This is a genomic window from Ercella succinigenes, assembly GCF_900002895.1.
This window is the reverse complement of sequence record NZ_CDHP01000001.1, coordinates 110,605-126,821: the sequence shown is the minus strand read 5'-3', so window position 1 is coordinate 126,821 and position 16,217 is coordinate 110,605. Positions and strand designations below refer to the sequence as shown.

The following is a 16,217-nucleotide window of genomic DNA, read 5'->3' as shown; positions in this document are numbered from 1 at the left end:
CGTAGGGAACGCGTTATACGGATATTCCCCAATGATGACAGTCTTATCCGACTGATGGGAGCAGTTCTGATGGAGCACCATGAAAAATGGTTGACCGGCAAAAAGTATTTCATAATGGATCGCTACTTTGATGAGAGAGAAACAGCAAGAAAAGAAGCGTTAGCAGAACGAGCAGCATACCTGCATGTTGTCACCTGATTCATGCAGATACCGGAAGACAATTTACACCAACTTTTTGGACTTGACTCTGATAGTACAGTTCTTCTATGGACATATTATGAAACAGATGCCCAAAAAGAGAGTCTAAATTCTATCGTTCAAGGGTTTAATGCAAAACAAGAAAAATATGAAGCAAGTTGGGAGTACGTACCAATGGCTGATTTCAGCAAGCGTCTTTCAGTAGGTTTGATGCAGGATGATTTGCCAGATATTGTGCTCATTGATAATCCCGACATGATTTTTTATATTACAACAGGATTGTTTGAGGATATAACAGATGACTCAAACAATTGGCTGGACGAAACAGAGTATTTTCAGAAAGTTTTTTCGTCTGTTAAATATATGGATCGCATATACGGCATTCCGTTTTCCACAAATAGTGCTGCTTTGATTTATAACACTAAAATATTTAATGAAGCAGGTCTTAGAGCGCCTTCTGACTGGGAAGAATTAAAAAATACGGCAAAAATTCTTACTACAGAACATGTATACGGTTTCGGGATTTCTGCAATGAAATTTGAGCAGGCAACATTTCAATTTTTGCCATTTCTTTTATCTACTGGCGTTGATATCGCTTCTATGAACGACGACGCAGGCTTACGAGCGTATCAGTTGTTCTATGATTTGATTGAAAATGGTTCGCTATCTCGTGATTGCATCAATTTATCACAGGTTGATCTAGGCAGGTTGTTTTCTCGCGGAGAAATAGCAATGATGATCAATGGACCATGGATAATGCCCATGCTTGAGCAAAATTCAGATTTGGAATGGAGTATTGCAGAATTACCCATAGATGTCAGACACGCATCCGTTTTTGGAGGAGAAAATCTAGGAATTATCAAAGATAAAAATGTCAGTGGAGCCCTTGCTCTTTTGGAATACTGTAGTAAGGATGATGTTTTAATCAAGTATTGTCAGATGTCAGCTGCTATCCCTCCCAAAATTAATGCTGCACAGTCTCCTTACTGGTCTGAAAATGAGAATTATGATATATTCCTCCGACAGCTTAGCTATGGAATAAGCAGAAGTAATTATGTTCACTGGCCTGATATTTCACAATCAATATCTACTAATTTTGCAGACATGGTCATAGGCAAAATCACAGCCGAAGAAGCTCATCGACTGACCTGGCAAGATATCGACAAGATAAACAGTCGTGAATAATGTTTTTGATTTCAAATCAATAGAATAATGAATCGCCAAAGATGGTAGAAAATGTCATACCAGCCAAAGTATCAATAATATTAATACTTTCAATACTTGGATTAATTGGTGGATTTAGAATCTATGTGTAAAGAGAAAGGTGTCTAAATTACCGGTTGGCAGAGAAGAATTGTTATCTTTAAAAGGGGCTGTCTCAGAGTTTGAAAAAACTTGAGAGACAACCTCTTTTTGTTATGAGAGGAAGTTATCAATGCACTTGGATCATATAAAATCCTTCATGAAATTAAATCTATTTCTATTTATATATATAAATTTTTAGCTAGAGTAATACCAAAAAAATATTTAAAAACGCTTGTCGTTTAACTCAAATGTGAAATCAATAAAGAAAAATAACTGAATAATTAGCTTTTGGGTAAATTGAACAAAAATATGTTATAAAAATACACTTATATTGTGAAAATGCACTTTATTATTCTGAAAGATGATGATATAACTGTACTGTGGTTTTTCTCAAAGGAGTCGAAAGGAGATTTAAAATGGAACGTATTTTATCTTCGAAAGTTTTTATCAAAGCAAGTGCTATTATTTTGATAATTGCTATGGTAATCGCTTTAGTTCCTGTTTCAATAAGGATGCAGGCAGAAGAGATGAAAAACAGAACAAATGACATTGCTCTTGAAGCAATGGCAAGTGCAAGTGGAGAGCGACCAGAATGGGGGATATTAGCTACTAATCTAAATAATGGGCATGTGCCTACCAGTTCTAGTTCCCCAGCTGGTTCATGGCATGATTATGGTCTTTCAAGTGAAGATGGAACCTCTTGGGTTCAATATGACTGGGTTAAAGATGTAACAATTGATGCCATGTCCATATACTGGATGTCTGATGGAGCTTGGGCAAATAGAATTCCAGTCAGCATGACATTACAGTATAAAGATGAAAATGATGAATGGCAAACAGCTGCTGAATATGATAGTGATGTAATGGCTGCACAGTTGCCTGATCAATACAATCTCTTAGAGTTTGATTCAGAAATAACAACCAAAGTTCTTCGTATGATTATGGTAAGAAATCCTGCGGATAATTTCTGTTCGATTCACAGATGGCAGGTCTGGGGAAATTGGACGCCGGAAAATATTGCCTTAGCGGCAACTGCTTCTGGAAGTACTGATTATGTAAATGATGGAGGCGGATTAGCTGCATTAAATAACAATATTGATCCAATCAATTCTCATGTTACGCCTAATGATTTTTGGCATAACTGGAATCATAAAGATATTGATGCATATGTGCAGTACGATTGGAATGCTGATGCAACAATATCCAAAACAGGCATATATGTATTCTCAGATGGAGGTGGAATTCCTAAACCTTCTGAAATATCTGTATCTTATTATGATTCTGAAATTGGTGATTGGGTTGAAGTCAAGACTATTGCTGGTGATGAAATAGTTATTGATCAGTTTAATGAGATAAGCTTTGAAGAATCTATAGTAACTAGACAGCTTAAGCTTGATTTCACTCCACAAAGTCCTGCTAATGGAGTGGGTATTAAAGAATGGCAGGTTTGGGGAATTTTAGCAGAACCTGATCTTGGTGAGGAAGCTAGAATAACTTCAATTCCAGGCGGATATAGAATGGAAAATTCCCATTTTTATATTGAAACTGGAGCATATGGTCAGATTACTACATTGAGAATTCAAAATGATGAATTCCCAACTAATTATGTTATGAATGCTAATAATGCTAGACAACAGGATACTCCTGCCCATCAATGGTTTGGAGAATTAATGTTTAGTGTAAAAGTTGGTGATCAGCAGAATTATTCTGAACAATATACAAGTAGATCTGATGATGTTAGAAATATAGAATTAATTGACAATAAAATAGTTATTACTTACGAAGATTCGCAAAACGAAAAAGCCATTAAAGATTTTAAGGTTGTTGAGACTTACTCTTTGGTAGGTGATAAATTACGCTGGGAAATTGAAGTATTTAATACAAATGATGAAACACTAACTGTCGGTGATTTTGGTTTGCCACTTCCTTTTAATGAAATTTGGCCGGGGGGTGAGGAAATCTATGAGACGAGAGTTCTTGATCATAGCTTTGTAGGAAAGGATTCATCTTACATATATATTACAAGACCAAGTGGTATTGGTAGATTTTTATTAATGACTCCAGATGTATCGACAGGTGCAGGTTTTGAATATCAAGATCACTGGAGGACTGTTGAAAGAGCTGCCGACGAGAGAGCATGGTGCCAGGATCAAAATGGCTGGGCAAATGGTTTGAATGTTTTCTATATTCATTCTGACTATATTAAGAAAACAAATAGAGGATATCTAGAAAATACCAAGCTTGAGCTTGCTCCAGCTGAATCTAAACTCTATGCATTTAACTTTAGCGTAGCAATGGATGAAGCTGATATGAAGTCAACTTTATATGAAGAAAATATTCTGGATACTGTTTCTGTACCTGGGATGACTTATTCAATTAACATGCCAGGGAAACTCTATCTCCATACACCTATAAGTAAAGATGATATTAGCTTCGATATAGAGTGCCCTCATGAAAACGGTTTACATGCTGGGAATCCTAATACTATTTCAAATAACTTGCCATGCAATAAAACTGATGAAAACACATATGTAAGATATGATAAAACTGTAACGCATAATGGTGAACAGTATCATATATATGATGTGAAATTTGGTGATCTTGGACATAATAATGTAATTGTTAACTATATTGTAGAAGGTGCACCAAAGCAGACTGTTCTTCAATTTTATATGATGGACGATGTCGCGACTGCTCTTGATTTGCATTCTGATTTTATGGTAGAGCATACTCAGTGGGATCTACCAGGTCAGGTTGGAGACAAGGTCTTTGATGACTGGATGATGAATACAAAAAACAAGCGAGGAGAAACGGATCCCACATATTGGAAAAAAAATTACTGGGGCTGGGGGGATGACTGGGGTCTTACCCATGGACAGTTCCTGGCAGAGAAAAATGTTTATCTTCCTGTATCTGATCAAATAAAAGCGGTTGATGAATATCTGGATATTGCTATCTGGAATAACCTTATGCGTGAACATCACAAGGATTATCTTGTTCATAATTTCTTGATGATAGCTCCTAATGCATCGCCGACATATAGAGGTTATGCATATCCTCATATTTATAACACTTATTTTTCGATGTATAAAATTGCTTCAAAATATCCTGATATGATTGAATATGAGGAAGAAGCGACAACTTATCTTTTAAGAGCTTATGGAATTTTTGATGCTTTGTACAATGGCAAGGGTGTTGCATATAACTGGCATACAGGATTGATGGGAGAACTTACAACTCCTGATATTATTGCAGCACTTGAAAAAGAAGGTTTCTATGCTCAGGCTGATAATATCAGAGTTATGATGGATGGAAAATACAATAATTTCAAAAATACTAAATATCCATATGGTTCTGAGTATACATTTGACAATACCGGTGAGGAATCCGTATATACTTTAGCTAAAATGCAAAGTGATACTGATACAGAAAATGCTTATAGAATTATGTCAAGGATTAATCTGAAAACCAGAGCTTGTCGTGGTTTAGAACCAATTTGGTATCATTATGCAAGTCCTGTGACCATTTGTGGTGAGAACTGGTGGCAGTTCCAATATACCGCTGCTCTTGCAGGGTACACGATGGATGACTGGTTGAGGGTTCAAGATAATGGTTGGACAAGTACTGAGAGAGCAGAGGCTTCTCGAGTAAATTATGCTGCCAAATTGGCAAATATTACTTGCATCAACTCAGGACAAATAGATGCAGATCCTGCAAATTTAGGTAGCATTTCTTGGACATATCAAGCAGAAATGGGTAATCTTGGCGGACAGGGTACAGGCGGTGGAGATCTTCACAATGGTTGGAGACAAATGGCAGGTGAAGCTGATTTGGGTCTTTTTGGAGCTTTGATGATTTTATCATCAGACGTTGTTGTTGACCCGGTATTTGGTTTGTTTGGCTATGGTTGTGAAGTAACAGAAATTGATGAAATATACACAGTTAAACCACTTGATGGACTTTTCACAAGATTGAATTTTATTAATCAAGAACTTTATATTGAACTTGATAGAGATCAGTATACAGAAGCAAAAGTTGCTAAAGATAATACTTCAATTGAATTAACTGTAAAGAATCTCGAACAAACGGCTCATACAACAGATGCTGAAATAAGAGGGCTCTTACCAGGATCATATCAAGTTTTTGTTAATGGAATACTTACTAGTAGTTTCCAAGCGGTAACAGGCGAAACTTCCAGAATCAGGATGCCTCTTCCAGCAGCAGCAACAGCGAATGTTGAGATTAAAGCTGGCCCGGCACTAGATAATGTTGCTCCTGTTATAATAATGGAAGATGAGATGACTGTTGCTATTTCTGATAAGGCTCGATTAGAAGCAGACGCAACAGATGATGGATATGTCAACTCTACATTAACTTATCAGTGGGAATTAGTAAGCAGCCCTGAAAATTCTATCGTGAATATATCAACTCCACAAAGACATATTACGGATGTGACTTTTGATAAAGTGGGTCAATATGTATTTAGGTTTACCGCTGATGATGGCGAGTTATCTTCTGCAAAAGAGATGGCCGTTACAGTGGAGCCGAATTCTGAATTGCCAGATGTATTGGTGGACTTGGATTTTGAAGTTATACATGGATTCCGTAAATTCCATGTTAGTTCAAATCAAGGTTCTATAGATGCGTATGTTGATATAAATAGTAAATTGTCGTCAGATGGCAAAGATGGCAAAGGCATGAACTATACAGGTAGAATAGCAGGTGGTTACGTTGAGCTACCAGCAATAGTTACAAAAAATCTAACGGAAGCAACAGTTTCTATAGATGTAAAATTGTCTGGTAATCAGCTTAATAAAACTACAATATTTGAATTTGGTAGTAATCTCGTTGTTGAATTTGTAGATGGTAACGAAGTATCTATGACAGTCAATGGGCAAACAGCCAAATCAGGAATGTTATTTGCTAGTGGTTTTTGGAAAAACATTGCTATGACAGCTGATGGAGATAATTATGCGCTGTATATTGATGGTTTGAAAAAAGCTGAACTTACTGCTACAGGTTTGGTAATGTCTGAAATTGATACTGCTCAAGAAAGATATTTAATAGGTAGATCATCTGTAGAATCGAATCCTTTCTTAGAAGGAATCGTTGATAATTTTGTTGTTAAATCATATGTGATGTCTGATGAAGAAATACAAAATGAATTTGGAAGCACAGAAGAACGTACAATTATAGACGGAATTGGCGGATCTGTAATTACCAGTGTTGGTAATGCTCCTGTGCTGCCAGTACAGATCAGCGTTCTCTATTCGGATGGTGTATACGAGCAAGGTAGCGTAACATGGGAAAATATTGCTTCTATTAAATATCAAAATACAGGAACTTTTGATGTAAAAGGTATTATCGATGGTACAGATATCGAAGTATCTCTAAGGGTATTAGTAGTGTCTGGAACTCTTAGCAATGTCGCTGCTAGTGCCACTCCTTCAGCAATCATCGATTCTCCTCAGGATCTAGGTGGTGTCGCTGGTCTTAATGATGGATATGAACCAGCTCATTCGAGAGATACGAGCAGGGGGGTATGGCATAACTGGCTTGGTGGTAATCAAGGCGGCGAAGCATGGATTCAGTATAATTGGGAGAATCCACATATTATTGACAGTATGGATATTTATTTCTTTAGAGATGGTGGTGGAAACTTTGCACCAGCAAGTTATAGGATAGAATATCTTAGTGAAACAACCGGTGCTTGGCATTCTGTTCAAGGCGCGGAGGGTTTAGGTGTAGCTCTGAATCAGTATAATCATACTTCTTTTGAGGCCATAATAACTCGTGCAATTCGCGTAATAATGACTCCGGCAACTTTAGGTTGTGGTGTAATTGAGTGGAAAGTTTACAGTTATGGAGAAGCTGATTTTAAAGATCCAACAGATCCAGATCCAACAGATCCGAAACCGACGGATCCAAAACCAACAGAACCAACCAAGCCTACAGATCCGGCTAAACCATCACCTGATCCGGTTAAACCTCAACCTGAAGAAGTTATAGAAAAAGAATTGACTGTAGAAAATAAGACGCAAACAAAAGTCACAGCCAAAGCAGATGAAAACGCTTTTGAAGAAGCTGTGATCATAGAGATAATTCAGGTTGATAAGGCAAGTGATGAAGGAATAGCCGCCCTCGAAAAGATAATGACCTTGGTAGAGGACTTTGATCAGGTATTACTGTTCGACATAAATGCATTGACAGAATCAGGACGAATAAAAGTACAACCGGCAACAGGAACAAAAGTAATAATAACGATGGAATTGCCGGCAGGAATGGATCCTGAGCGAATAGCAATAGTACATATCAAAGATGACGGAACGGTAGAACTGCTGGAATGTGAAGTCAAAAATGGAGAAATAATATTTGAAGTAGATAGCTTCTCCATTTTCGGAGTTGTAGAACTGGCAGCGGAAACAGAAACAAAAGAAACTGACACTAAAGACACAGCAATAGGTGAATCAGATAATGAACTGCCTAGAATGGGTGAGGACGGTATACCAGCCAAAGTATCAATAATATTAATACTAGCAATACTTGGATTAATTGGTGGATTTAGAATTTATATGAAACGTAAAGAGAAAGGCATCTAAATAAATCTTGGTTATGATCCTCAAAAATAGGGAGTCATCTTACAATAAAGTGAGATGACTCCTTTTCAAAAAAAGACAATCATATGTGTAATTTTAGTCTTTTGTAACAGCACTATATACAGCACAAAACATGCCGTATAATATACCTGTTATAGGGAAGACTATCCATGAAATATGCCATAAATCAAAAATAAATCCTAAGCAAAGAAAAATTATTACAGCAAGAGGCCATATTATACTGGCAACTACACCTAATGTTTTATTTTCTGATTTTTGGGGTTTATATTCATCAATCTGCAATAATTGTTTATATGCCTCCTGACGGCTTCCTCCTATAATAAAAAACAAAACAGCAATACTTACAATGACTAATAAAATAGAAATTCCTAAAGTTGAATAATCATTAGTGATTGTTGATGAAATGAATAAGGGAATAGGTGATAATATACATAGCATAACACCAATGATAATCAATAAAGTATGTAGTGGTGTATACTTTGCTTTTTGGTCGAGTACATATTTTTGTGCCTTTTCAGAGAGTGAAAAATTATTTTCTAAATATTTGTATTTTTCCATTAATACGCCGCCAAAAATAAAAAGTCCTACTGCTATTGCTACTAAAACCAGTAAAGGTATAATTCCCAGACCTGCACCGTAGCCAAAATCTAAATTAGACCAGCTTGAAAATGATAATATTTCGTCTGCGGAGATTAACATTGATGCACCTATAATACAAAGAAAAACGCCTATGCCGTTTAATATACTGCTTTGGTTTTTGGCTTTGATATAGTTTTTTGCTTCTTCAATATCCACAATTTGAACATTAGAGTCATCGTTTATGTGTTCAAAGCCGATTGATTCAAGTAATTCCTCTATATTTCCAAATTCGGCAATAACCTGACCAACTGCTTCGTTTTCGCTCTTGCCAGACTCCTTTAATTCTTGATACTTTTCCAGCATGTTTGTTTGCAAATCCTGCCTCGCATTTAATAATTGAGGTGTTTTGGGTAATGTTGCAAATACATTTTCAAGATAATTAATAATTGTCTCCATTAAGATTCCCCCTTTATACTGCTCGTGTCATTTATAACAAAATTACTTATTACTTCCTGTATTACGATCCATTCTTTGCACTTGGTTTGATAATAGAATCTTCCTTTTTCTGTAATCTGATAGTATGTCCTTGGTTTCCCAAAAGTTTCTTTCCCAGAAAAAGATTCAATATATCCGTTTTTTTCTAATCTATTAAAAGTTGAGTACAAGGTTGTTTCTTTAACAATATATTTTCCCTTTGAAATAAGTTTAATTTGTTTGGAAATCTCATAGCCATAAGAAGGTTTATCAAGAAGGAGAAACAGTACAATTGTATCGTGATACCCACGCATAACATCGCTGCTGATCATACAATGCTCCTCCTTTGCCATTTACTTTATCTGTCGTAGTAATTGTATAATATCATATTTACTACGACAGGTGAAGTAGTTTGTTAAAGAAAAATTTTAGCAGTATAATTCTAAATTGTAATTGTCTAAAAATTTTTGAGATAGTATGAGATAGATGGTTCAAGAAAATATCTTATAGTATATTCACAGAAAAAATACAATCAAAATTGTAAAAACATTAGTGGAGAATTAAAATGGAGCATGCTTTTAGTAGAACAGAAATGTTAATTGGTTCAGAAGGTTTATTGAAATTAAAATCGGCTTGTGTTGCTGTATTTGGCTTAGGCGGAGTTGGTTCATATGTCGTTGAAGCATTAGCCCGCTGTGGAGTTGGGAAATTAATATTGATTGATCACGATGTTGTCAGCATTTCAAATCTGAATAGACAATTGATTGCTACAACAAACAATATTGGAAAAGCAAAGGTAGAAGTTGCAAAAGAACGTTTGCTAACAATCAATCCAGAAATAGAAATAGAAGCACATCAGGAATTTTTTCTGCCGGGAAATACTGAAATATTAAGAACAGGTATAGATTATATTATAGATGCAATAGATAATGTTACTGCAAAAATAGAACTTGTTTTACAGTCAGAGAATTTAAATATTCCTATTATCAGTTCGATGGGCACAGGAAACAAACTAGATCCTCTTCGTTTTGAAATTACAGATATTTACAATACTTCAGTCTGTCCACTGTGTAGAGTTATGCGGCGAGAATTGAAAAAAAGAAATGTAAAAGCTCTGAAAGTGGTTTTTTCAAAAGAAGAGCCAAAGAAAATCTCTGGACAAGAATTTCCTGCTAGTATTTCCTTTGTGCCGCCGGTAGCCGGACTTGCTTTGGCAGGAGAGGTTATTAGAAGCCTTATAGAATGATTTGAAATCTATTATTAAACTGCAAAATCGCTACATCAAAGGTGCAAAAAGTTTTAACAAAGCTCGTCCAAAACGTCTGACAAAGGGGATGTTTCGACAATCTTCCAGAGTTATCTGATTGCATTTTTTCAAAGTGTCCTCATAGTCTTGTTTCATTTGCATTATACTGTTAGTGCGATACAGCCAAGTAGCACATTCAAAATGAAGAAAAAGACTGCGATAATCAAGATTTATTGTACCTACTACACCATAAATATCATCAACAACAAAGCTTTTGGCATGGATAAATCCTGGTGTGTATTCATATATTTTTACTCCGCTTTCCAGCAAATTATCATAATTAGCTCTTGTCACAGCATGAACATACCATTTGTCCGGTATATGTGGAGTAATGATACACACTATTACTCCTGATTTAGCAGCCGATGTTAGTGCCACCATCATTTCGTTGTCAATTATAAGGTACGGTGTACTAATATAAATATAATGGCGTGCTTTGCTTATCAGATTTAGATATACTGTTTCCCCGACCGGTTCGTTATCAAGAGGATTATCGGCAAATGGCTGCACAAAGCCATCTTGAATATACTCGCAATCAGAAGTTGATTTTAATTTATATTGGAAAATATCTTCACTTATACCATGTATATAATCCCACATGCTTAGAAACATTACCGTTAGACTCCATACAGCATCGCCTTCTATCATGATGCCTGTATCTTTCCAGTGACCGAATCTTTCCTTCTTGTTTATATATTCATCTGCAAGATTAGCGCCGCCTGTAAAACCGGTATGACCATCGATAACACATATTTTTCTATGATCCCTCGTGTTAAATCTCTTCGATAATAAAGGTTTTATGGGGTTGAAGATTGCACATTGAATACCGAGAGAACGCAAGTATCTATCATACTGATATGGAAGGGTCATAACACAACCGAAATCATCATATATCAGTCTGACTTCAATGCCTTGTCTAGCCTTTCTGACAAGAATATCCAGAACTGTTTGCCACATATATCCTTCGCTTATTATAAAATATTCCATAAAAATAAATTTTTCTGCTTTTTCCAGAGCTTTTACCATTCTTTCAAATTGAATCTCTCCCTGCGGCAGATATTCTGTTTTACTGAACTGATAAAGTGGACTATAGGCATATCTGGCAATGTATCTGGCCTGATTTGCTGCGGAAGGATGCACAAGAGCCATGGCTTCAACAACTTGTTCTTTCTCTGAAAGAGTACGTATCATCTGCTGCTCGACGCTTTTCATTTTTTCGATGTCGCGTTTGCTTAATTTATTGTTTCCAAAAACAATATAAAATAAACCTCCAAAAACCGGAAATAAAAGTATTGGTACAATCCAGGCAAGTTTATAAGCCGGATTGCTTTTTCCATGCATAATGAAAAGACTTACTAGCAGACTGATAAATAAAGAAAACCAATAAAACCAAATAAAATAAGTATTAAAACGAATTATAACCGTAATAAGAATTATGATCTGTACAAGTATCAGCAAACTTACCAGAACAACCCTATGAAGTAAAAATTGTAATAATTTTTTCATGATTCACCTTTGAAGTCAAGCCTTCTACCTCAAAATAAATAAGCTGTACCCGCAGATTAATTATTATATCCAGATCATTGTACTTTTTTCTCTCAAATAGTTCAAGCTGGACAAGTTTCTCTTTTTATGACAATTGATTAGTAGAAACTTAGTACTTCTGATTTCTCTCTAATTATATTAAATGTTTCTTCAAGTCTGATAAGATCAGCTAAAAAAACATCCAGAATTTCAGGATCAAAGTGCTTTGCTCGTCCTTCTGACATGATTTTTACTGCTTTGTAAAGTGGATATTCTTCTTTATAAGGTCTTTTGCTCGTCAAGGCATCAAAAACATCTACAATAGATACAATTCTTGCAGATAAGGGAATTTCAAATTCCTTTAGTCCATAAGGATAACCACTGCCATCCCACTTTTCATGATGTCCGCTGACAATTTCTATACCAATTTTGAACATGCTGCGGCCTGTTTTCTTCATTTGTTGCTCAGCAGCATTTAAAACATCTGCACCATATTCTGTATGTTTTTTCATTTCTGCAAATTCTTCTTCTGTTAGTTTGCCTGGTTTTAATAAGATGCCATCACGAATTCCTACTTTGCCTATGTCGTGAAGAGGGCTGAATCTGGATAAATCATTAATATATGAAGTGGTTAAAATATCACTGTAATAACCAGCGTCACGTAACCAGATTGCAAGTGCACGGGTGTAGGATTTGATTCTTTCGAGATGATCTCCTGTATCTTCATCCCGCGCTTCTGTTAATCTTGCCATGGCTAGAATGGAACTGTAAAGCAATTGGTTTATAAATATACTTTTTTCAAAACTGATCGCAAGACTATTGGTAAGTGTTTTTAGGAATGCAAGATGCGAAGAATTATATGCGTTCTTTTCGGTGCTGGAAAAAAATATCACGCCCAGCGGTTTATCGTTGCTTTGTATGGGAAGAGTGATTGATGATCTGATACCAGCATTATATACATACTCGGAATAATTTGTGACTGGCCTGTCCTTTAGAAATTTGCCATAGTTATTTATTAATCTTGCTTTACCACTAATTAATACTTCTTTTAGACTGCTTTCTTCAACCTTGGTTCGAACTCCGTCCATTTTTTGCTGAAGATGTTTTAGACTATCATCTGAAATAGTATATGCAGCCTCAAGCACTGTATCTTTTTCTTTTAATAAAGCAATTCCTATGTACGAATATGGTACATAACTGGAAAAAGTTTTGTATATGTATTTCAAAACATCTTCAAAAGAAACATTTTGGTTGACATTCTCAATCAGATTTATCAAACTTCTTAACTTTTCAAAGGCTGTACTGACTTCTTTAACCATGGATTGGGAAGATTTCCCGATAGGAAGCCTATATTTTTTTCGGGTGTTTTGCTCAAGTCCTGTGATTGATAACTGGTGATAGAGTTCGTCAAGAGGATATATGATAAACTGATAAAGCCATGCCATACTTAATAACAGAATTAGTATGGCTGTAAACAGGATAACAAAAGATATTCTTTGATATCTTTCGATTTCCAAATTTTTCTGATCAATCAAAACATTGGTTATATCATCGCTAAGCTGCATTAGTGGCATATTATTTTCGTTTATGTGTCTTATAGCAAGAGTTGTTGGCTGGTCTATTTCTTTGCTTTCAACAACTGTATTAACAGCTTGACCAAAAGATTGCCAGTATAAATTCGTTTCAGATATTAGTTCTTGAAGTTGCGTGTTCTGTGGATCGAGCTTGAACTTGGCATCTTCTATACTGATTTCACCTCTGATTATTCCGTCAATAACAACATTAAATTCCTGATAGCCTGAAATAAGAGAGGCACGTGTATCTTTAAGAGCGTTTATTAGTGTGAGTTCATCACTGACGACATTTCCTGATTCTATAGCCTGTGTAATTGCGTAGATTCTATTTGCATCTTTTGCCATTTTTTGCGTGAGCATCCTTTGTCTACCCAAAAGATTAATAAGCAGATTGCTTTCATACTCTGATTGAGAAATTACACTTAAACTTTTTAAATATGCGAACATAAAAATAATCGCAAGTAGTATAAATGCGACTATTCTTTTGAATATGATTCTCTTAAACGCTTTGTTCTTTATCATGCAGATATGTGTCCCATCTTTTTCATCAAATGATACTGCTGATAATATCGATCATAAACGTCATAACTTAAGAAATTTTGCTGTATTTAAGTTAAATTTGCCACTTTGCATAAACGAGAAACAAATTTTAATAGGCGTAGACCTTTTTTTGCATTTCAACAGTAAGATTTTCAAAGACTTTTTGCATAAGAGCATGGCCTTTTGAGTTAGGGTGAATACCATCAGCGCATAAATAATCTGGTTGATGCCACTGTTTTAAGAATTCTTCTCTGACAGGTGCATAAATGCAATTTTCCTGATGTGCAAGCTTAGTAACATAAAGGGAGTATAATTCATGAAAACGATATATCATGTTATAATCACCGAGGAATTCTAGTAAGTTTTCCCTGCTAAGACCTCTAGAGACTAGATAATTTATATATTTTTCCCCCGACACGGGAGGCAAAGAAACCAGAATTGGTTCGATAGAGTTCTTTCGTAACATGGAGATCATTTCGCGATAAACCTTTGAAAATTGGGGCAATAAAGTTCTAGGGGAATGGGTGAAATTGGGATTATCAGAAACTTCTTTCCACTTAAAATCACAGTCATTACCTCCGAATTCAAGCACAACATAATCACAGTGAAAACCACTTTTGATTGCTTGTTTTAGCTGATTGTATCCTTTTTCGATTGTACAGCCAAAACGAGCTTTGTTCTGTATAGATAAGCCGAATTTATTTTTTATTGAGTCTGCACAATTTTTTTCAAGAACCTCATACTTGCCTTGCGGATTCAACACTATACCTTTAAGTACAGAATCCCCCCAAATAGCAATTTTTTTTTGTAATTCCATGATAACCTCCACTATAAAACTGTTTTAGTTATTTTATGATGTAGTTTTCAATATTATAACACATATTTTTGTGTTTTTAGTAATGTTTGTGTAAATTCATGAGATAGTTTTGGATATTGAATAAATTTACAATATTCTATTTTTCAAAAAAACATTATTATTGTATTATTAACAAAGACATTATTTTGTTAGTTCGTGTAAGTATAGTACTGAAGCAAAAGGGAGATTTTCAAACATATGATTAGGGAACCTAGACCTAAAGGGCATCAGATTAGTTTTAGAGTAAGATACTATGAAACTGATGCAATGGGAATTGTGCATCATTCTAATTATCTGCGCTGGTTTGAGCTCGGTAGAACCGAATATTTACGAAATGAAGACATTCCTTATCGTATGCTTGAAGAAAAAGGAATATCCAGTCCTGTGATCGGCATAAACTGCAAATACCATAGTCCTGCAAAATATGATGATGAAATAACGGTTATAACCAGAGTTAAAGAATATCATAATACAAAATTAACAATGTCATATGAAGTTAAATGTGGTGAAAGAATTTTGTGCAGCGGCGAGAGCAGCCACGCTTTTTTATTGAATAATCGTCCAATAGCTCCGATACGTAGTTTGCCTGATTTGCATGTTGTTTTTGAAAAATGCAAAACAAAAGATTGTGAAAAAGAATAGAAAAATATATTTGTTTTAAAGGAAAATATAATTTGCTAAAAATCGTTGATTAATATGGAGGAAAGAATATGATGATTCAAGATGACTATATTTCTTTTACAATAGGTAAGCAAAAAAAAATAGCGTTAATTGCTCATGACAGCAAAAAGCAGGAATTGGTTGAATGGGTTACAAAGAATAAAGATGTATTAAAAAGTCATTTTCTTTGTGGAACAGGAACTACTGCTAAATTGATATCTGAGCATACTACTTTACCTGTAAAGGGCTATAACAGTGGCCCGCTAGGAGGGGATCAACAAATAGGTTCCAGAATAGTTGAAGGTGTTGTTGACTTTGTAATCTTTTTTTGGGATCCGCTGGAATCACAGCCACATGATCCAGATGTGAAAGCCTTGCTCAGAATTGCTGTTGTTTATGACATACCTATCGCAAATAATAGAGCTACTGCAGACTTTTTATTGACTTCTACTTTCATGAACGAAGAGTATGAGAGAAAAGTAATTAATTATAACAAAACAATTCAAAACAGAATCGAGAAAATGAGATAAATAAGGTATAATCATTAAACAAGGTCACAGGCCTAATACATTTGATGAAGGATA

At 35.3% G+C, this 16,217-nt stretch carries 11 protein-coding genes; 6 read left to right on the top strand and 5 right to left on the bottom strand.

All coding sequences use genetic code 11. From position 1 onward, the window contains the following. From AC0KSB_RS00545 to AC0KSB_RS00535, 3 genes are all read left to right on the top strand, one after another. The coding region (locus AC0KSB_RS00545) for a transposase (RefSeq protein ID WP_472305711.1) at positions 1-198 on the top strand (198 nt) is incomplete at its 5' end. 3 nt (positions 199-201) lie between these two features. Beyond that, complete coding sequence (locus AC0KSB_RS00540; RefSeq protein ID WP_472305710.1) at positions 202-1,383, top strand: extracellular solute-binding protein; 1,182 nt, start codon at positions 202-204, stop codon at positions 1,381-1,383. Between the two features lie 536 nt (positions 1,384-1,919). Further along, positions 1,920-8,102: a DUF5695 domain-containing protein gene (locus tag AC0KSB_RS00535; RefSeq protein WP_472305709.1), complete on the top strand. Its 6,183-nt coding sequence runs from the start codon at positions 1,920-1,922 to the stop codon at positions 8,100-8,102. Positions 8,103-8,195: 93 nt separating this feature from the next. Here the strand turns inward: AC0KSB_RS00535 and AC0KSB_RS00530 are convergent, their stop codons facing one another. Further along, positions 8,196-9,155 (bottom strand): permease prefix domain 1-containing protein, encoded by a 960-nt coding sequence (locus AC0KSB_RS00530; RefSeq protein ID WP_472305708.1) that lies wholly within the window; start codon positions 9,153-9,155, stop codon positions 8,196-8,198. Continuing rightward, positions 9,155-9,505 carry a PadR family transcriptional regulator gene (locus AC0KSB_RS00525; RefSeq protein ID WP_472305707.1) on the bottom strand — a complete coding sequence of 117 codons (351 nt, stop codon included), beginning with the start codon at positions 9,503-9,505 and terminating at the stop codon, positions 9,155-9,157. Before AC0KSB_RS00525 ends, AC0KSB_RS00530 begins: the two co-directional genes overlap by 1 nt. Before the next feature lie 233 nt (positions 9,506-9,738). Between AC0KSB_RS00525 and AC0KSB_RS00520 the strand changes: the two genes are divergently transcribed. Then, positions 9,739-10,419 (top strand): tRNA threonylcarbamoyladenosine dehydratase, encoded by a 681-nt coding sequence (locus AC0KSB_RS00520; protein WP_472305706.1) that lies wholly within the window; start codon positions 9,739-9,741, stop codon positions 10,417-10,419. Positions 10,420-10,449: 30 nt separating this feature from the next. On the opposite strand, the gene cls is transcribed toward AC0KSB_RS00520, so the two are convergent. The 3 genes from cls to AC0KSB_RS00505 all read right to left on the bottom strand — a co-directional run bounded on the left by cls (position 10,450) and on the right by AC0KSB_RS00505 (position 14,934). After that, a complete protein-coding gene (gene cls / locus AC0KSB_RS00515) occupies positions 10,450-11,985 on the bottom strand; it encodes a cardiolipin synthase (protein WP_472305705.1) in 1,536 nt (511 codons plus the stop codon). A 137-nt stretch (positions 11,986-12,122) separates the two neighbouring features. Further along, positions 12,123-14,099, bottom strand: coding sequence for an HD domain-containing phosphohydrolase (locus AC0KSB_RS00510; protein WP_472305704.1), 1,977 nt, complete (start codon positions 14,097-14,099; stop codon positions 12,123-12,125). A gap of 127 nt (positions 14,100-14,226) precedes the next feature. After that, the gene (locus tag AC0KSB_RS00505) at positions 14,227-14,934 is read right to left on the bottom strand and encodes an SGNH/GDSL hydrolase family protein (RefSeq protein WP_472305703.1); all 708 of its coding nucleotides are present in this window, start codon (positions 14,932-14,934) and stop codon (positions 14,227-14,229) included. A 237-nt stretch (positions 14,935-15,171) separates the two neighbouring features. Here AC0KSB_RS00505 and AC0KSB_RS00500 point away from each other — a divergent pair, with 237 nt between their 5' ends. Continuing rightward, entirely contained in the window at positions 15,172-15,615 is a 444-nt protein-coding gene (locus AC0KSB_RS00500) for an acyl-CoA thioesterase (protein ID WP_472305702.1), read from the top strand. Positions 15,616-15,686: 71 nt separating this feature from the next. After that, positions 15,687-16,163, top strand: a complete 477-nt coding sequence (locus AC0KSB_RS00495; protein ID WP_472305714.1) for a methylglyoxal synthase — start codon at positions 15,687-15,689, stop codon at positions 16,161-16,163. The last annotated feature ends 54 nt before the right edge of the window (positions 16,164-16,217 follow it).